Genomic DNA, 19,171 nt, shown 5'->3' with positions numbered 1-19,171 from the left:
ACCGATGACTATTCAAATCTTATTGATCGCTGATGAGACCCTTCAGCGTACTGCGCAAGTCTTACAACTCATGTCTCAATCAAATATTCGCGTCAGTATCGTTGGCGAACCTCGGGACTACGCCAACTATGATCAATTGCATCCTTTTGACTGTATTGTCTACGCCAAAAGTTTCGCGTCATTGACGCATTGGTTGACCGCAACTCATCCGCAACTGCCCTATTTCACTGCACCAATTTTATGGGTAACACAGATCGCACACCCTGCTCCTCGACGGAAGACTCGCTGCCAAAGTCTGATCCAGTGGCAGTCTCTGCCTTGTTCCAAGTTAACAATGTACGCAAGGCTGCACAAAATCATCAGTGACTGGAAACACAAGTTTGAGTACACCCATCTAGCTTACGACAGAATGACGCTGCATTTTCATTCACGCAGCTTAAGCTACCGTCGTCAACATGCCTTATTAACAACCAGCGAGTTCGACTTGCTAGCCTACTTGTTCGTCCATTGTAATGCCCCCGTTTCAATGAGCGACATTACCATTGCAATTCGTGAAGATTCTCTCAATCAGCAAGCCTCTATTCGCGTCTTAATATGCCGGTTACGCAAAAAGCTGTCTCGCACGTTTGGCGAGAAATTGATCAAGACGAGTCGAGGTCGAGGCTATTGCCTCCACCTGACGTCGTCTCACGATAATGGGCATCTCTTATCCCAGCCATAGAAATTTCAGAACTCTTATGATTCAAGCCATGTGTAGAATGATGTGATGAAGGAGGTTGCTGTACAGACAGACGAGCATCGTCAATCATTTTCGATCCTCCTCCAGACATCCATCAATGGATACTTGATTGCGTCTATTAATCAATGCTGTTCAATTTTCCTGCTGGCTTTAAGCGCGCAAGAAAATGACGAAGTACTGGTGGTTCATAAGTAAACTCATAGCCAACAATATTTTTCGCATGGGCTTTGATTTTCTTCAACACGTCAACAACATAGATAAGCTGTTCATTAGAATATACCCGCCTAGGGATTGCCAATCTCGTCAATTCAACTTCACTGGTTTTTTGCATCCCAGTCTCTGGATCACGGCCTAGCAGAAAAGAGCCAATCTCCGCAGTACGAATCCCACCTTCGAGATACAGCGCGTTGGCAAGTGCATGACCAGGAAACTGCCCTGGCGGTATATGTGGCAACAACAGCCCCGCATTGATAAAGATTGCGTGTCCCCCCACCGGAGTTTGTATTGGGATACCCGCGTCTTTAAGCAATTGACCAAAGTACTCTACTTGCGCAATTCGCGCTCTCAGGTAATTTTCGTCTACGGCTTCTAGCAAACCGACGGCGAGGCATTGAATATCACGCCCTGCAAGCCCACCGTAACTAACAAACCCTTCATTAACGATACACAGCATTTGGACTTGGCGGAACAGATCTTCGTTCTGCTTAACAGCAAGCAATCCACCGATGTTGACCATTGGGTCTTTTTTCGCTGACAGCGTTAACATGTCACTGTATTCATACATTTCACGAACAATATCGATGATGGCGCTGTCGGCATAGCCCTCTTCACGTTGCTTAATGAAGTACGCGTTTTCGGCAAATCTGGCAGAGTCAATCACCACAGGTATACGGTACCCATGCGCCAACTCATACACTTGACGCAAATTCTCCATCGATACTGGCTGACCTCCCATACTGTTGCAGGTCACAGTCATCACTATACCGGCGATGGCTTGCGCGCCATATTGGTCAATTTGTTTCTGCAATTTAACCAAACACATATTTCCTTTGAAAGGAAACTCGGCCTCTGTGTCATAGGCTTCATCCACAACGCTGTTTAACGCTTTAGCACCAGCAAGCTCTACATGCGCAGCAGTCGTATCAAAGTGGAAGTTCGAGATAAAGATCGGTTTGCTGTTGCTAACCGCGTGACCACGCATTTCTCTCCATCGCTTCACTAAAAGAGGGAACAGAATTTTTTCAGCTCCACGCCCTTGGTGAGTAGGCACGAAGTGTTGATAGCCGAACACCTTAGCAACCGACTCTTCTAACGCTTCGAAGCTACGACTACCAGAATAGGCTTCATCTCCTATCATCAACGCCGCCCATTGCTCTTGACTCAAAGCACTCGTTCCAGAATCCGTGTGTAGGTCGATATAGACTTCTCGGCTTTGTAGACCAAAGGGGTTATAACCGCATTTCTCTAGCGCCAATTCTCGCTCTTTTCTCGTCAAGAGAGTAATTGGCTCTACCATTTTGGTTTTATACGCGAACGTTGCGGCTGGTTCAGATTGTACTTTCATCCAAAGCTCCTTACTCAAGGTTGAAGTTACAGTCCGATGTTAGCTCTCACGCGCCTTACGCTATATTCATTATGCTTTATTAGACATTAATGACTTATGTCGGTGATGCGCATCGCGTCATAAGCAGGTTGCCCAGTTCTATGAAAAAGCCAACAGCGACGGCTCATTGACATCGTTCCAAGGCAGGTAAGGGAGATTTTTCTTCACGCAATACTGACAAGCCCTCGGCAAACGGCAGTTCAGCCGCCACCGCTATTCTTGCGCTAGGCATAATGCCCAGCCTGGGCATTGACAACATTCTAAGGCAGGTGAGAGCGGCCTGCCTTCACGCACCACTGGCAGAAACTCGACGAATACCAACTCAACCACCACGCTATTCTTGCGCTAGGCATGATGCCCAGCCTGAGCATTGACAACATTCTAGGGGAGGTGGGGGCGGGCGGCCTTCACGCATTACTGGCAAACACTCGACAAACGGGAGCTCAACCACCACGCCATTCTTGCGCTAGACATAATGCCCAGCCTGAGCATTGACAACATTCTATGGCAGGTGAGGGCGGGCGGTCTTCACACATTACTGGCAAACACTCGACAAACGGCAGCTCAACCACCACGCCATTCTTGCGCTAGGCATGATGCCCAGCCTGAGCATTGACAGTATTCTATGGGAAGTGAGGGCGGCCTGCCTTCACGCATCACCGGCAGAGGCTCGACAAACGGCAGCTCAACCACCACGTCATTCTTGCGCTAAGCATGATGCCCAGCCTGAGCATTGACAACACTCTATGGGAGGTGAGGGCGGCCTGTCTTCACGCATCACCGGCAGAGGCTCGACAAACGGCAGCTCAACCACAACGCCATTCTTGCGCTAAGCAATGATGCCCAGCCTGAGCATTGACAACACTCTATGGGAAGTGAGGGTGGCCTGCCTTCACACGCCACTTGCAGTCATTCGACGAATGCCAACTCAACCACCGCTATTCTTGCGCTAGGCATGATGCCCAGCCTGAGCATTGACAACATTCTAGGGGAGGGGAGGTCGGCCAGCCTTCACACTCCACTGGAAGTCATTCGACAAACGGCAGCTCAACCGCCACGCCATTCTTGCGCTAGGCACGATGCCCAGCCTGAGCATTGACAACATTCTAGGGGAGGGGAGGTCGGCCGGCCTTCACGCATCATCGGCAGAGACTCGACGAACGCCAACTCAACCACCGTGCCATTCTTGCGCTCGGCATGATGCCCAGCCTGAGCATTGACAACATTCTATGGGAGGTGAGGGCGGTCGGCCTTCACGCGATACGGGCACGAACGTCATCTCAGCAGCCACTACCACGCTTAAAGCCTTGGGCCGAGCTAGAGCGCAGGGGCAATTGGGGATCAGCAAGAAAACTCAACACTGTTCTACAGACCAATACACCCGTTACACGGACGATTTCGCACAAGCGTTGAGACGCTTTTTTGCCGTCATCTCCCGGCCTCTCTGCAGCGGTATGCGTGGGTGTCGCCACCGATGAGCGTTGTTATGCAGAAAACAAACCAAATTCCATGTGTAGTAACGTGTCTTTATCGACTAGAGAGGAGGAGATTAATGCCGTGTGGTGTCCCTTATTTCTAGCCTAGTTTGTCGCCTATGCCCTGCGTTCGATTGACCATCACGCTCATCTTAAGGAATGAGTGAGGCTGAGTCGTCAAAGAAAGTGGCACCACGACCGTTACCTCAACACAAGTCAAGCGACCGTAAGCAATAATAAATATGAATAACTGGATCTGCCGCCTGACGTCATCGCAAAATTGAGTCATCTACCACTCGATACAAAACAACCCCGTAGGCTGACGAAGCCTATCGGATTGATTCCACCCAACACTGGAGGAACCATGACCCTCATCCCTTCAAATAGGTTAGCGATTAGAGCCGTGCTCATTGCAACGATTGTCGGCTTTATGGGGATCGGATTGGTCGACCCCATTTTGGTGTCGATATCTCAAGGACTGCACGCCACTCCCAGTCAAGTTTCGCTGCTCTTTTCGAGCTACTTTTTTATCACCGCCATTATGATGCTGGCCACCGACTATACCGCGAACCACCTAGGACTCAAAAGAACCATGGTGCTTGGATCCATCGCGATTTCTCTGTTTGCCTTAGCCTGCGGAACAGCAACATCGGTCTATCAATTGATTGGCTATCGAAGTGGGTGGGGGCTGGGCAATGCCTTGTTTGTGGCCACTGCACTCACCTTGCTGGTGACATTGTCACACGATAATCGTGCTCGCCCTATTAAGTATTATGAAGCCGCATTGGGCGCTGGCATTGCCTGTGGGCCGCTATTGGGAGCCGCACTTGGTCAAATGTCTTGGCGCTATCCATTTGTTGGAACGGCAGTCTTAATGCTGGTTGCTGGAGGCGCTGTCACTAAGTGGGTGCCACGTACCCCCTCACAGCGGCACCCCGGGAGAGGGTTGGTCGCCCTCAAAGCACTGCGAACCCCCAATTTACTCAACATCAGCGTGGCGGCATTTTTTTACAACTTTGTGTTCTTTACCATTCTTGCCTACGCTCCCTTCGTTCTTCACCTCGGTGTAGTCAGCGTCGGACTGGTGTTTTTCGGCTGGGGATTGGCGCTCGCCATCACATCCACCATCGTGACCTCAAAATGGAAAACGCACCAAACGCCGAAAACCATTTTAACCGTGTGCATGGTGGTGCTGTTTATTCTTATGCTGCTAATGGCGTGGTTGGTCCAATCAACCGTCCCGCAGCGCGGCTGGCTCTGCGCCGGAGTCATCTTGTGTGGCGCTTGTTTTGGGATCGTGAATACGCTGTTTACTGAGCTGGCGTTGGAAACCCCCAATTGTGACACGTCGGTTTCTTCTGCTGCCTATAATTTCATCCGATGGCTCGGCGGGGCGATCGCGCCCTTCATCATCACCACACTGGGTGAACACTACGGCGCAGAGTGGAGCTTCGCCTTGGCGGCCTTGTTTGCAATCATTGCACTTCTTGTCGTCAAACGGATTCCGCAGCCGAAGTAACGCAACTTTTAGAGCATCACACTGTCTCCCTCCAAAAAACGGGCACAAAAAAACCTGATCACCACGACAGGAGATCAGGCTTTCAGGGGACAGAGTCGCGTCAGCGCTATTTGTCTTGCTGATAGTCACTCAGCACAGAGGCAATCGCCTCATCGAGTGACTCTTGCACTGACTTAGGCAAACGCGCAAACTCGTAACTAAAGGCACGGCCCTTAATGCGTTTTCTGGCGTACATGCTTTTCGAAGAAAACGTTGTCAGTGGCGTGATCACGACATCGCTCTCGGTTTTCGTCTTCGCCGTTTCAAACTTGAGCGCCGCTTTGATCTGTTCGACGCGCTGCTCTTTGCGATTGTTCACCTCAGACGCTTGAGGGGACTCCGAACTCAGGCACTCGATGAAGTGAGACAGCTTATCTGGCAACGACTCAAAATGCTTCATGACTTTGTGCAAAAGTTCATAGTCGGTGTGAGAAAGCTCATTCACAACTGGGAAGAGGGCGATGAGCCGTTCATCGATACTGGCCGCCTTTACCGCACGACCCACGCTTTGTCGACTGATGTTGAGCATTTTCGCAACGTCTTCCTGAGTGCGCCCATCCTGCTGCATAAGGGTCAGACACTGTAGACCAATCTCTCTTGGGTTATGCTCTTTGGCCGTTTGCAATTGCTTGGCAAGCGCTTTAGCGTCATTGACCGTTATGGTGGCTTTGGTCACCAATAAACGAAATGTGGCCACTTTCCCTTGCTGGAGCAAAAACCAAGCACGACGTCGAGAGCCATCAAGGATATCAATTTTCCCTTCGACTTCACGACCAACCGCAGGGTAAAACTGCTGATATTCCAGTGAATCCAGATCAGCTAACGACTCCGGGGTTAGCAGCGACTGATCGCGACCATTAATGTCAAAGGTGACAAAAGTGTCTTGCTTAACCTGTTCATAAGAGAGGGTCACTTCGTGAAATTGAACACACTGTCCCGAAGCAAGCCGCCATTCCACCGCCTGACCCACCGATTCCAGGCCAAATTGGCGCGCTAAGAACGCGTGCGTGCTTTCTCCGGCTTTTTCCAACTCAGAGCTCAATTGACGGCTCAGTGACTCTAGATTGGCTTCACGGGCGTTTTTCTGCGCTTCTTCAGATCCAACGGTGTTGCCTAACGGACTGATCGCGCCACGTTTTTTTGCCATTAGTCTTGCTCCTCTTCACGCCATACATTCACGATGTCGCGCAGTATCTGACTGGTGACTTCATACGCATTCTGCTGCGCCCCTTGAAAGGTCGCCTTGCTCTTAGGGTATTCGCTCTTAGACATGTCGAATACCGTCGACAGGAGCGAAGAAGACTGACGAACGGCTTCACTGTGCTTGAATTCCTTCGAATACAAATAGGTGGAGAAATGATCGTACAAACTGTTCATCAGCTCTGTGGTTGTCGAACTGTCTCTGTGATTGGTCAGCAAGATTTTCATAAAATCGTAGCCTTGGTGCTCGGCGTTGGCTAACAGTGCCCAGACTTGAGGAATGTAGCTGAAATAAGAGCACGTTGCGTCGATATCATTTTCAGTGATCGACAACGGGAAGACCACACTGCTTGCCGCATAATACGCATTGTACGTCGCGTACCCCAACGAAGGCGGGGTATCGATGATCAAGATATCGAATTCATCTTGAACCGAAGCGATAATGTCACTCAACAAAGAGTACGGCGTGGCGAGCTTCTGACTGAACACCTGCTCATGAAACCAGCCTTCAATCGCCCGGTCTGTTTGCGACGCCGGTAAGATGCGTAAATTTGGGATTGTCGTTTCAAGAAACGACTCAGACACCGCTTGCTCAAAGGTTTCGCCTTCATCCAACTCAAAATTGCGCATCATCAGATCGCCAATGGATAGGCAGCCTTCAAGCTCAGATTCAGGTGCGTAGTACATAGACAACGTTGCCTGGCCGTCCATATCAATCAACCCAACACGGTATTCTTGGTGAAATTCCGTTGCCAAGCCGGAGGCGATGGTAGCCGCAGAGACCGTTTTACCCACACCGCCTTTTTGATTCTGGATCACCAAAACCTGCATCTTCTGATTCGACTGGCGGACAAATTTGGGATCTTTGCGCAAAGCTTCAGGTAGCAGATCACGGACTTGATACATCTCACCAATGTCTATCGACCATTGAGAGTCTTCATGGCGACGAGGATCGATGCCCGCCGTTGCCACGTACTTGTCTAAGGTTTTTGCATCGATGCCCAAATACGCCGATGCTTCGGCACGAGTAAAGTTGCGTAATTCTTTGCGATGATTTGCCAACAAACGAAGATTGCGGCGCTTAATGTAGCGATCCGCCCCTTCTTTTAAATTCTGAAAGGTTGCAGTAGTTTGCAGAGTATCCATTTCTATCTCCACCAAGTTTCTGGATTTAGTATATCCTCTATTTTTCATTTCACACAACAAAAAATGATGGAATACCTAAATATATTGTCGTTTTCGCAGAGTAGGGGAGAGATAGTCGACAGAAAAGTTTGCTTGAACCCTCAAAGCAAACTTTCTTGTGTGATATTGGATCAATAACCTTTAGCGCCGTTAATACGCTCCAGCTCCGCCAATTTATCGAGGAAAGACTTGTCGTCGTCGTCACCGTCGACCAGTTCAGGCGTTACGTCGCCATTGCCGCTGCTTTGACGACTCATTAGCGCTTGGTCAACAAATGCCGCTTTATCGTCTTCATCGATTGAACGATACGAGTAAGACAGCAGCTCCAGTTCTTCTGTTGTCAACGGCTCATCCGTGGTTAAACGCTTGGTCTCCAACCGGGTAATATTGCGTTTGGCGTCCTCAAAATGCAGCTTTTGCGCGGGGTTAGCGTTGTTTATCCAACGATACAAGAACTCGACCGCGTGAATGTTACGGCCATGCTTGTGCAGACGGATCCCCAAACCGTCTTCTGATTCCAAGAACAAAATCTCTTTACTGGTCTTGGGATCTTCACTTAACTCTTCAATACTCTCCTTGATGCACCGCGACAAAAATACGCTGGTGTTCTTAAAGGAGCTTTTATTGGCCTTGAGAGAGCCGTCTTCATTGAGCAAACCCATGAAGGCCCTCAAATCATCGATCTCGATCGGCTTTAAGTTGGTTCCATCCGTTTTAAAGCGTGACAAGATCTCATACAGACGCTTGGTGTACTCACGCTTGAGTCCCAAAAAACTTTTGGTGTTGATCAAAGAGAAACCTTGATTGTACTCGATGTACTCTTTTGATAGCGCATCATTGGGGATCAAAGTCAGGACACGATCTTTGTACGTCGCCTTTTTGAATAAAGGCGTGAACTCAAATTCCGTGTCGCCTTGCTTCTCAATAATGATCCCAATCTTTCGTGATGCCAAACGGCTGACGACCTGCTTTAACTGAGAGCCAATCGCACGATTGTTTAATCCCAACCACTCGGACAATTGAGACGCCGTAAATCGGTATTCAGGTGTCTTGCCTTGATTGTCCCAATCTTCAGGTTTCATGTTCGCCACCATCAGACCAAACAAGTTTGCCTCACGAGCAGTCAGATCCTGCTGAGAGAAAACCAATTCATGGCCTTTCTTGATGTGCTTCGGTAAGTTCTTAGGGTTCGTACTCATACCGGACAGTTTTGTTTGCTCAGGCAAACTTTTTTGTTTTACATGCAGTGTAGGATGACACATTTTAACCAGTTAGCAAACAAATATGTGTGATTAGGCAGTATTAACGACAATTTTGTTTGCTTGTGTCACAATTTTTTGTGCGCCGTTCAAATAAGCAAACTTTTTTGTTCTGTTTTTGACAAGTAAATGATCATTAAGCAAACTTTTCTGTCGTCATAAGCAAACTTATTTGTCAGGTAAGCAAACAAAAATGATCACAAAGCAAACTTATATGATCCTAAAGCAAACTTATTTGATCAAGGTGCAAACTTTTCTGATCTATATTTCTCTAAAAACCATTTAATTTCAATCACTTAAAGTCTCTATAGTTATATAGATCAATAGTCTAATAGTTTAGATAGTACTTAATAGAAACAATAGATCTTATAGTGATTGTGGATAAGTGAATAACGGGCTAACCGGTTGATTTGAGACATCGACTTGACCCACATCATAATAGAAGGGTCTATGATCATTTTTATGTCGTCTTAACTAACATTAATAATTTCAAACACTTAGGTGGTTATTCGACAAAAATACACATCGGAATGGGCGTTTTAAGCAAACTTTTTTGTGCGATATAGCAATATCACACATTTTTTTGTACTGATCACTCTATCATGTAGGAAGATCCGATTGTTTTTTAGACAAGTCTTAGTTATTAATTATCATAATGAATGTAAGTACACACTTACATAGCGTGTTGTTACGGCTTTTACCCCACCATCGAGTCTATTAAACACCACACCTGTCTTAAGTGACCATGTCACAAAAGCAAGCGCCTCACTTCACTAGAACATTTTGATTTCAGGGATACCGTCATGACTGAAGAAGTGACGCTGTGTTTCGGCCTTGAGAAGCGATAATGGGTAGATCCCCAATCGCGGCTCAGCGTGACCAAAGAACACCAAACGTGAGAAAAACCAATGTTGGCCGTTAATGTCTCCATAACAGTCCAATGTGACTTGCTGTTTCTCCTGACCACAAGCTCTATTGCTGACAGACAAATCCACAGTCATCGCATTCACGTCACGTACAAGCAAAGAAGAACGTTTTACATAGTGACTTTCTTTCAACTGGTATTGGCTATCAATTGCAGGGCAGTAGGGGCGCTGGTAAATCAATTGATCAAAATAGCCACACACAAATCGGACCGCAGCCATTTGCAACCGAGTACATTCGTAATCGGTTAAACTTTCTCGTCGCAGTGGTGCTGGTGAAACCAAATAACGCAGATCCAACGGGGTGGAAAAGTGGATCCGTTGATGCCAGCGTTCAAAATGACAATTGGGACGAACAAAGATGCGCTCAAAATCTCGTTCAAAGGTCAGTGCTAAACAATCGAATATCGCATTAGTGTCCATGATCTTTCTCTGGCTTGAGTTGATGAAACGGCCACCCTATGATTCGCTCGGGATCAGTAGTCGGCATGTATATGCTCTCGATTGTATATATGATTGGTATTGGTGAAAGCGCTGTTAATGATTAATAAACGTTAAATGTAACTTTGAGTTGTCGACTCTTCGAATGCCACTCGATTCACTCTCTCCAAAAGCTTTATTTAAATTTATTAACCTTCTGTCACTGAAAAAGAAGCCATATAGTCAGGTTATCAGATGATGTTAGTTCGGAGGGAGCATGAAATACGCGTTGATAGTCGGGATCATGGCTACGCTGATTCATCACTCCGCGCTGGCCTCGGTGACGGTGTTTAGGCTGACCCTCGGTACTTCAACGGTGCAAACCATGCTCAAACTTTACCCAACCGCTACGTTTGCGAATGTGGATCGCTATACACATGGCCCAATCTATCGCCTGCCAATTGACACCCTTCACCCACCCACCATTTTGGTCAATGATGGGTTGGCGGAAATCAGTCTTGTGTTTGATCGAGCAGATCGTTTGGTGGCACTGTTATGTGTCATGACCGATCAAGGGCAATTCGAGCGTTTAGCCGAGCAACTGGGCCGACACTACTCAGCAGAACCCCATTTACCTTCACACGTTACCCCACCAGCGAAAGTATTTCGCTCAGGTGAAACGCGCATCTTGCTGCTCACTGCACCAAAACGACATCAGGTGTTTTTGTCGTTTATCGAGGAGGCCTTTTTCGATGCGGTTAAACGCCATCAATCCCATCAACGCGCTTGGCTGGTTCTTCCGTAGCGCAGTCATAAGGAAAGATCATGATCATGCCTGTTCTGATTCCCATCCGTCTCCCCACTCAAGGGTTGCCTTTCTGGCGTCAGTGGCTCCGTTGGTGCACGGCCGTACGTTCGTGGCAGTTGGCGGAAGATTGGCGCTATTGTCATCAAGGACGTGTATTCGTTATCCCGAGCGGTTTTGTGTTTGATGGGGCCTCCTTTCCGCGGGGCCTGTGGGGGGGACTATCGCCGACCGGACTGCTGTTGGTTCCGGGGATTGTTCATGATTTTGCTTACCGCTACGACTATATTTGGGCACTCGATGACGCTCACCACATTGTGAAAGCCGACGAAGGCGCGGGAAAAAAACATTGGGATCGGCTTTTTTATCAAGTTGGGCGAGAAGCTAATGGGATGGCGCTGATCCACGGATTGGTTTGGGGGGGACTTGCACTCTTTGGCGGGGTTGTTTGGCGCCGCTGTCGCCGAACTGTCGCGGAACCCTTATTGCCTAAAGCCTTGGTCGTGATTGATCGGGAGTCCCGATGAGCGTGAATGGCCTTACACCCGAACAACGTATCGCGTTTCAACGGGATGGCTACTTGGGACCTTTGCCATGTTACGTCGATGAACATGGCCTTGACCAAATTCGAGCGTCGCTGAGTGACATTGTCACCCAAGCACCGGAGCATCCCATTTATGGGCGATACAGTGTGCGCGATTGGCACTTGGTGTTGCCTCAACTGGCGGCATTAATGACGCATCCCGTGGTGGTACAGACGCTTCGCCAATTGCTTGGGGAAGACTTGTTGTTGTGGCGATCTTACCTTGATCATGTTTCCGGTGGGGGCAGCAGTACAGGGTGGTTTCAAGATTGGGGAGGCGGAGATTGGAAAGCGATTGGTGAACCGAAACCTTGCTTGAAGCCCATGGGAGTGCCAGCTCGCCGGGACAAGAATGTCTCGGTCTGGCTGGCGTTGGATGATGTCACCGTGGATGACGCGCCCCTCAAGCTTATGTGTCGATCACTGTTTTGCCGTTATCGACAAGTCTGGGTACCGTTACCGAGCGCCGCACAATGGCAAAATCCGTTTGCGGGATGCAGAAGCGTCGATGCGATTTTAAGGCGAGCACAACTCGGTAACCTCGTGCCAAACGTGGATACCTCTCGGTTGTTTGAAAGCTACGATGTCGGGATCGATACATATCGGACGGTCATGCATTATGTGGAAGCTGAAATGGCGAAGTACCAAGCCAAAACCGTCTGGGGGGTGCCGGAGACGACCACCGAAACGGTCGTCTTGCCGATGAAAAAGGGGGAGTTCGTGCTTTTTAATGAGCGGCTCTTGCATGGGTTCTTACCCAACCGCAACTGGTCCAGTCGCTACGCATTGCACTGGCGAGTCACCCGCAGTGATACCCTCATTTATCCCGAACGGTTTTGTGGCGATTTGGTGGACGAGGAGCTGCATTACATCACTCATCACGAAAACTTGTTGTTGTGCGGTGAGGATCGTTCTCGGGGGGCCAACCGGTATCGAAGCGTCAGTGCAGCGCCGCCGACTTAATTCGTTAAGGCGCACTATTCCTTTTTGTGAGCACTTACTTACAGTTACGAGGGACTGAAAAGCGCATGACACGTTGCACGGCATGCATAAGGAACGAGAATTCCAGCACAAATGCCACCTCGTCACTCGCGTTCTGGGTAGGTAAGTCGTATCCTAGGCGGATCGAATCCCATTGTCGTTTATTTGCCAGTACAGACATGCAAATTAAAAAAGATTTTGAATACTACGAAAACCTGCACACTTTGATCTGCCATGCGTTGCTTCACCTGCTGGGTCAGGTGGCTCAATCCGATCGCCATGTGCCAGTGAGTACCCGCAACGAAATTTTAGTGCGATTTCTCAAGCCTAAGCTCAAACAGCGAACGCTGGCCAATGTGAAAAAAGACATTCGTATGATGATCCAGGTGGCGCGATCCAAAAGTGGCAATTTGGAACAAAAGCTTTATCTGCTGAACACCAAATCCAATCAAACCAAACTGGCTGGGGCAGAAAGCCTCTATTCGTTGTTGGTTTATCTTTATGACGAGTTGAATGTCGAATCGCGCTTGTTCGATAAAGAGGCGCCCATTGAACCTGGGGTACTCTACATGTTAGAAGAACATCTCGAGCACTGTTTCGATAACACCGACCAACAAGTCGCACCGCTTTCCGTGTTGATCCAGTCAGAGCAAGCGTCAGAGTTATTGCCGCATATCGAGCAGCACGGCCAGTTTCGTGCCGAGATGAAAGAGTGGCAGGCTGAACAGCACCAAGCCCATATTCTGTTGCATCCAGTATTGGAGGCTTCGAGTGCGGTGACTTCTGCTCATTGAGCTGTGTAGTTAGCCAAACCGATGGAGAAGCCATGCAAAAAAACGGCTAAGTATCCTTATTGAGTGGTTGCCAAGGAACGCTTGATAACGGTGTCTTTAACAGTGATAGAAACCCCGCGATTCGAGCTGAGCGTTCTTGTTTCGCGCTGCCCACCAGTGCAACAATGTTTGCATCGGGTAACGCGTCGTCAGGCAAAAGCCGCACGAGCTGACCACTGTCAATTTGTGGTTGAACGTCCCACTCAGAGCGCATGATGATACCTAGTCCTGCTAACGCCCACTCTTTGATCACTCGTCCTTCATTACTCGCAAGACTGGGATTGATTCGAATCACCTGCTCACGGTCGTTTGCCATATCGGTAAAGGGCTACAGTGCCACATCTTCGTTGTTTTCTCTTAATGCGATACAACGGTGTTGTAAGAGATCGAATGGGGTCTCTGGTCGACCAATTTCTTGAATGTATTGTGGTGAGGCGCAGATAAAACGTTGGCTGGCCGCTAAAGTGACCATTCTCAATGATGAGTTGTTTCACGTTCCAATAGATATAATGACGTCCCATTGGTGATGGGATGACCACTCTGGGTGATCAGAAAGCTCGAGTTCGATATCGAGCGTTGGGTGCATGTGTTGATATCGACCTAAAAGGGGAGCGACGTCATCGTTGCCGAACCCAAGGGGCGCTAAGACACTAAGTTTACCGCAAATCTGTCCTTTTCGCTCATCCACTTGTTCCTGCCGTTCATCCAGTGCAGGCAAAATCGTTAGACCTTTTTTAATAGCAGTTGCCCCTCTTTCATTAAGCTGACCACTCGCGATGGGCGCTGAAGTATCGGGACTGAGCGTTTTTTCGATGTGCTGCAGCCCAGGTGTCACTGAGGGCGGGGCACGTGATCACAGGAGAAAAGCCTGCTATGCGTGAGGAGGAAATGCGTGGTTTCTCAGCTAGCGAAATGGGCTGAGGGGCTTCTAGCACGTTGTTTTTTATGGTTTTTAACCACAAATTTTATATTGTTTAATATTTACATTTTGTTACAAACTGCTGGAAATTGATGACAGCCCAACAAAAAATTTCATATTAATGATTTTTAAAATAACGCATATTGACACACTGCATATGCATGTATAACTATCGATGGCCTATTGTGAAGGATTTATTACAGTGAAACGGATGTTCCATCTTGAAAATATTAGTTGTACAAAACCCCAAATCTGCTACTGAGTTTGAAAACTATTTCTTTAACGTATTTCCTATTGCTGAAGTTCGTATTTTAACCAGTAAAAACACGATTCGATGTTTTAATAATATGAGTGATAATTGTTCTGTGTGTTATGGCCCAGAATATGAGTCAACAAAGTTCGATGAATTCTTATTTAATCAAACCACTTTGTTTAGACCTGATATTATTTTTTCCAACTCCGAAGTTGATGTTTTGCGTGCTTCTGTTGCGCGAGATTTAATAGGAATTAAAGGTCAGACCGTAAAGGAAGCGACCGCATTTCGCGACAAAGTGGCAATGAAAAAATTATTTTCGCGCATGTCATTGGCCGCGCCACGTTTTTCAGAAGTCAGTTGTCTGTCCGATATTATTTCTTTTTTGAACCAGAACCGAAAAATCGTTTTAAAACCCAGGATGGGATCAGGCTCTCAAGGGGTCTTCGTCTTGGACGATATCCAGAAAGCGGTAAGTTTATTGCGAGGGAATAGCGAGCTTCTCAGTGAGGTGTCACATGGCCAATACATGGTTGAGGAGTTTGTCGTCGGTGACGTCTACCACGTTGATGTCATTGTGAGCCAGAACCAGATGGTGCTCTTCTCTCCGTCCAAGTATTTTCACCCTCCCCACACCTTCAATGAGTTTAATGTGGGGTCCTATATGCTTGATGAGACTTGTCCTGATTACCTCGCGTTGCAGGCACTATTGACCGCAAGTTTGCCTAAAGCACAGCTTTGCGATGGTATCTATCATTTTGAGTTCTTTAAATCACCGTCCTCGACACGCTTCATTGCGGGTGAAGTGGGGAGCAGAATTGGAGGGGGGTTGATCAAAGATTCAATCAGCGCTTCGTTTGGTGTGAACCCCTTGAAAATGCTCATCGATGTGTTGACGGGGCAACCTGTGGAGTGGGTTCAAAGAACGTCATTGTCCGGATGGTTGCTGAATACGGCAATGACCAAAGATTGGCAGGACGTTAAGTATGACACGGCTGCATTGAACGTCACCTCGCTCAAAACGCACCGTTTTGACGCGCAACCCTCGGCCAGCTCGGTGACCTGCGAACAGAAACTGCTTTTCTCGTATGAGCGCACGCAAACCTTACAGTCGGCGATTGAGGAGTTCCTGTGTTAGTTGAAGGCGGCGTATCACCCTCATCACGTGTGTCTACTCGCTCACTTATGTACGTACTCTGCACGTTTCTGTTTGCGGTGGGCAGCTATATCTTGACCCCGTTTTTTGCCATTTATGTTTCGGATTCCTTAGGCTTTGGCCTGGCGTTTGCGGGCTCACTCATTACGATAAAAATCGTTGTGCAACGTGGCTTATCCATTGTGGGTGGGGCGTTATCTGATCAGTATCCGAGCCATCAAGTGGCAATGTTAGGCGTTGCCGCACGGTGCTTCTCATACTTGTTATTGGCGATCAACCCCACGGAAGTGACGTTAGTGCTCTCTGCCGTGCTCAATGGGGTCGGCAGCGCTCTGTTTCACCCTTCGGTCAGAAAGCTGCTGTTCCTGCCTTACAAAGATAACGATGCGTTGCTGCAGAAAGTCATTGTGTGGCGCAGCATGAGCCTGAACACTGGCACGGCCATTGGTCCCGTGATTGGGTCGTTGCTGATCTCTGAGCATTTCTCCGCCGCTTGTATTGCGATCGCGGCAATTTACGCCTGCTCTGTCGTGGTATTCATCGGTGCGCGCGCTGAAACTGACGATCAGGCCCGACCGACACCGATGCCGTTATCCGTCAACACGGTTCGCCAAGCGATATCGCTCCAAGTATTGAGTGTGCTCAAACTGCAGTTTGCGTTCATCTTTTTGTACAGCCATTTAGAGTACCTGCTGCCCGTTTTTGTTGAGCAAACCTTCAGTACGAAAATGGTTGCCGCAATGTTCATGGTCAATTCGTTCGTCGTGATCCTACTGCAGAGCAAAATTGCCAAGTTGGCACTGGGGGCCAATGCGATCCAATTGTCGCTGGTTGTGGTGTTTGGCTTATTGTATTTGGCGAGTGAGATCAGTGACGACCGCCTTTACTGGGCTCCGGCCGCGTTATTGCTCGGTGTGGTGGTGTTTTCAGTATTTGAAATCGCCTGTTCCTTTCGAGTCGATTATCAACTCACCAAGGTATCGGATGACAGTTTGTCCGGTACGGTCTTCGGGTGTGCAAGTGCCATTGCCGCCCTAGCGTTTTTGCTGGCCAATGCCGTGAACTATTGGCTGTATGAATGGCTTGGTTTCGCAAACTTATGGGCGTCGTATCTGGGTGTGTGCAGTTTGGCGTTTTTATTTTCTTATATCAGCAACAAGGAGAAGTTCTGATGTCAGTCACTGTGATTGTGTCACGGTCGGCCTACGATTGCCTAGAATCTAACGGCCAGCTATTTGAGTGTTTAGCGGACAGGGAGCTCGTCTATGTTTTTTCTGTTAGAGCCTCGAACCTGCCTCCAAAAGGCAGTTACAAAGAACTGCATCTAATTGAGCTTCGAGATGCAGAAGAGCAATTAACGCAACTGCTGAAGAGTATCCAGTGCCGTTATGACATCGAGCAGGTGGTGTATGTCTCAGAACAAGAGGTGATCCCTGTCGCGTACGCGCAGCAAGCCTTAGGGCTGTCGAACCTAACCGTCAAAAAAGCGCAAAACTTTCGAGATAAGCCCCGAATGAATGGGCTTGCAGAGCTGGCGGGTATCGAGGTGAACCCCATTTATCAAGGGAGTTCGCTTGAAGAGCTGAGCACATTTATCGAGCGATATGGCAAAGTGGTGTTGAAACCCACGGCGGAGGCGGGGTCGGTCGGCGTGCACATGTTGACCGAGGCGGCGCTCGCCTTTGAGATGTACGATCCTGAGACCATGCTGATTCAAGCCTACAACCCTAATGATTTGTACCATCTAGACGCGTTAGTGAGAGACAATCAATTGGTCTTTTCATCGTTAGGTCAATACAGCGTTCCTTGCGCCGACTACGCGACCGAAAAGTGGAAAGCGTCGTTGATTTCGAACCAGGCGACGGCACTGCATGCGACTGCGACAGCGGCATTGATGCGCTATTTATCCGCGGCAGACGTGCAGAATGGGGTGTTTCACTTTGAGTTTTTCTCAGATGGTGACAACCTGACTTTGTGCGAAATTGCGATCCGTCCTGGCGGGGGCGGTATCGCGCAGGCGATCGACAATGTCCATGGCATCAACTTATTTGACGAGCACATTCGTTGGCAATTAGGGCTCCCGGCGGCCTGCAAAAATAAAACCAATCAGACGTACTATACGGCAACGATGAGCTACTTTAATAAAGAGAGTGGGCGCTTTACGAAATTAGATTTAGCCAGCCTTTCTGAACAGGTAAATAGTATTAAATACATGTCTAAGATCGGGCAATCCGTTCAAACGGCGAGAAATGGTTCGGATGAGCTGTTTTATTTATTGCTAAATAACCAACCCTCTTATCATCAATTACTTCAAACCGTTGATGAAATTATAGACAACGCAGAAGTTAATATTAATCACTAGAGATTCACGACCACTCTCATGAGCAAAATATATAAAGGAATGAGCCGCGCGCCTGGTACGTGTGGGGAACTCTTGCAGGGGTTCGATAGGGATAATAATCCATTTCATATTACATTACCGATTAATCGTTATACGGAAACGGAAGTGCTGATCCATACTTGCGATAATGATGAAATTATTATTATTGGTAATTTGGGCGAGAAAACAAAACGCGCCATAAGACGTGCGTGTGAGTATTGTGGTCTGGCAGGTGCCTTCATTTATGTCCATCAACGTTCCGATATTCCGGTGGGTAAAGGGATGGCATCCAGTACCTCCAACATTTTGGCGGCGGCGTCCGCGGTATTTGAAGCAATGGGCGTTCCGGTCAGCTCGGCTCAGCTTAACCAGATTTGCATTGGTATCGAATCGAGTGATGGGATTGCCTATGCCGGGATGAGTGCCGTGAATCAACAGTCGGGTCAGTTGCTGGCCCAAATGACTCAACTTCCGCCGTTTAGCGTTTTAGTCATTGAGCCTCACAGTACGGTGATCACCAACCAGGTTACGTTAAGCTCACGCCATAATCAGCGTCAACATGCGTTGTTGGAAACCATGCGCAATGCTTCGTTGGATCTCAGGACCATTTCGGACGTGGCCACCAAATCGGCGGCGTTGAACCAGTGTGATAATCCCAACCCATTGTACGACAAGTTTTCGCCCGTCTATCGCACGTTTGGCGCGCTCGGCCTCGCCGTGGGACACACGGGCAGTGTATTGGGACTGATTTACGACTCTGAGCACAAGGCTTTTCAATCGATGCAATTGATGAAGGAGAGCCGGTTCATTAATGACAACGAGATAACATTGCACGTTTGCCAAACCGAATACGAACGACAATGGGAATGGCTTCAAACACCAAGGTTACAGGGGTAGGG

General features: G+C 48.3%; 18 protein-coding genes. 10 read left to right on the top strand and 8 right to left on the bottom strand.

Going from position 1 to position 19,171, the window contains the following annotated elements:
• Positions 1-4 precede the first annotated feature (4 nt).
• Complete coding sequence (locus tag ZX61_RS06145) at positions 5-721, top strand: helix-turn-helix domain-containing protein (RefSeq protein ID WP_004744287.1); 717 nt, start codon at positions 5-7, stop codon at positions 719-721.
• A 136-nt stretch (positions 722-857) separates the two neighbouring features.
• On the opposite strand, the gene ZX61_RS06140 is transcribed toward ZX61_RS06145, so the two are convergent.
• Both ZX61_RS06140 and ZX61_RS23950 read right to left on the bottom strand, forming a co-directional pair.
• Entirely contained in the window at positions 858-2,303 is a 1,446-nt protein-coding gene (locus ZX61_RS06140; RefSeq protein WP_004744288.1) for a tryptophanase, read from the bottom strand.
• 1,614 nt (positions 2,304-3,917) lie between these two features.
• A complete protein-coding gene (locus ZX61_RS23950; RefSeq protein ID WP_138922211.1) occupies positions 3,918-4,106 on the bottom strand; it encodes a hypothetical protein in 189 nt (62 codons plus the stop codon).
• Between the two features lie 75 nt (positions 4,107-4,181).
• Between ZX61_RS23950 and ZX61_RS06135 the strand changes: the two genes are divergently transcribed.
• Complete coding sequence (locus tag ZX61_RS06135) at positions 4,182-5,336, top strand: MFS transporter (RefSeq protein WP_049843827.1); 1,155 nt, start codon at positions 4,182-4,184, stop codon at positions 5,334-5,336.
• Positions 5,337-5,442: 106 nt separating this feature from the next.
• Here the strand turns inward: ZX61_RS06135 and ZX61_RS06130 are convergent, their stop codons facing one another.
• The 4 genes from ZX61_RS06130 to ZX61_RS06115 all read right to left on the bottom strand — a co-directional run bounded on the left by ZX61_RS06130 (position 5,443) and on the right by ZX61_RS06115 (position 10,365).
• A complete protein-coding gene (locus ZX61_RS06130) occupies positions 5,443-6,522 on the bottom strand; it encodes a ParB family protein (protein ID WP_049843826.1) in 1,080 nt (359 codons plus the stop codon).
• Entirely contained in the window at positions 6,522-7,721 is a 1,200-nt protein-coding gene (locus ZX61_RS06125; RefSeq protein WP_049843825.1) for a ParA family protein, read from the bottom strand. Before ZX61_RS06125 ends, ZX61_RS06130 begins: the two co-directional genes overlap by 1 nt.
• A gap of 170 nt (positions 7,722-7,891) precedes the next feature.
• Positions 7,892-8,959 (bottom strand): replication initiation protein, encoded by a 1,068-nt coding sequence (locus tag ZX61_RS06120; RefSeq protein ID WP_004749117.1) that lies wholly within the window; start codon positions 8,957-8,959, stop codon positions 7,892-7,894.
• A gap of 833 nt (positions 8,960-9,792) precedes the next feature.
• Positions 9,793-10,365: a hypothetical protein gene (locus ZX61_RS06115; protein ID WP_049843824.1), complete on the bottom strand. Its 573-nt coding sequence runs from the start codon at positions 10,363-10,365 to the stop codon at positions 9,793-9,795.
• A 274-nt stretch (positions 10,366-10,639) separates the two neighbouring features.
• On the opposite strand from ZX61_RS06115, the gene ZX61_RS06110 reads away from it, so the two are divergent.
• From ZX61_RS06110 to ZX61_RS06095, 4 genes are all read left to right on the top strand, one after another.
• On the top strand, positions 10,640-11,167 hold the full coding sequence (locus ZX61_RS06110; protein ID WP_049843823.1) for a hypothetical protein: 528 nt from the start codon (positions 10,640-10,642) through the stop codon (positions 11,165-11,167).
• A 20-nt stretch (positions 11,168-11,187) separates the two neighbouring features.
• Positions 11,188-11,694, top strand: a complete 507-nt coding sequence (locus ZX61_RS06105; RefSeq protein WP_004747994.1) for a DUF1353 domain-containing protein — start codon at positions 11,188-11,190, stop codon at positions 11,692-11,694.
• The gene (locus ZX61_RS06100) at positions 11,691-12,713 is read left to right on the top strand and encodes a phytanoyl-CoA dioxygenase family protein (protein WP_004747993.1); all 1,023 of its coding nucleotides are present in this window, start codon (positions 11,691-11,693) and stop codon (positions 12,711-12,713) included. The genes ZX61_RS06105 and ZX61_RS06100 overlap by 4 nt, the downstream gene beginning before the upstream one ends.
• A 197-nt stretch (positions 12,714-12,910) precedes the next feature.
• A complete protein-coding gene (locus tag ZX61_RS06095) occupies positions 12,911-13,525 on the top strand; it encodes a DUF2913 family protein (protein ID WP_004747991.1) in 615 nt (204 codons plus the stop codon).
• A 46-nt stretch (positions 13,526-13,571) separates the two neighbouring features.
• Here the strand turns inward: ZX61_RS06095 and ZX61_RS24455 are convergent, their stop codons facing one another.
• The gene (locus tag ZX61_RS24455; RefSeq protein WP_049843822.1) at positions 13,572-13,880 is read right to left on the bottom strand and encodes a LysR substrate-binding domain-containing protein; all 309 of its coding nucleotides are present in this window, start codon (positions 13,878-13,880) and stop codon (positions 13,572-13,574) included.
• Between the two features lie 174 nt (positions 13,881-14,054).
• On the bottom strand, positions 14,055-14,399 hold the full coding sequence (locus ZX61_RS24450; RefSeq protein ID WP_049843821.1) for a hypothetical protein: 345 nt from the start codon (positions 14,397-14,399) through the stop codon (positions 14,055-14,057).
• Between the two features lie 305 nt (positions 14,400-14,704).
• Here ZX61_RS24450 and ZX61_RS06080 point away from each other — a divergent pair, with 305 nt between their 5' ends.
• From ZX61_RS06080 to ZX61_RS06065, 4 genes are read left to right on the top strand one after another with little or no spacing between them, the layout of a single operon-like run.
• Complete coding sequence (locus ZX61_RS06080; protein WP_049843820.1) at positions 14,705-15,874, top strand: ATP-grasp domain-containing protein; 1,170 nt, start codon at positions 14,705-14,707, stop codon at positions 15,872-15,874.
• A complete protein-coding gene (locus ZX61_RS06075) occupies positions 15,868-17,064 on the top strand; it encodes an MFS transporter (RefSeq protein ID WP_049843819.1) in 1,197 nt (398 codons plus the stop codon). The genes ZX61_RS06080 and ZX61_RS06075 overlap by 7 nt, the downstream gene beginning before the upstream one ends.
• Complete coding sequence (locus ZX61_RS06070; RefSeq protein ID WP_049843818.1) at positions 17,064-18,254, top strand: ATP-grasp domain-containing protein; 1,191 nt, start codon at positions 17,064-17,066, stop codon at positions 18,252-18,254. Before ZX61_RS06075 ends, ZX61_RS06070 begins: the two co-directional genes overlap by 1 nt.
• Positions 18,255-18,272: 18 nt before the next feature.
• Entirely contained in the window at positions 18,273-19,169 is an 897-nt protein-coding gene (locus tag ZX61_RS06065; RefSeq protein WP_049843817.1) for a GHMP family kinase ATP-binding protein, read from the top strand.
• The last annotated feature ends 2 nt before the right edge of the window (positions 19,170-19,171 follow it).

It is taken from the genome of Vibrio sp. VPAP30 (assembly GCF_001188205.1).
GTDB lineage: Bacteria > Pseudomonadota > Gammaproteobacteria > Enterobacterales > Vibrionaceae > Vibrio > Vibrio bivalvicida.
This window is presented reverse-complemented; position numbering and strand designations above follow the sequence as displayed.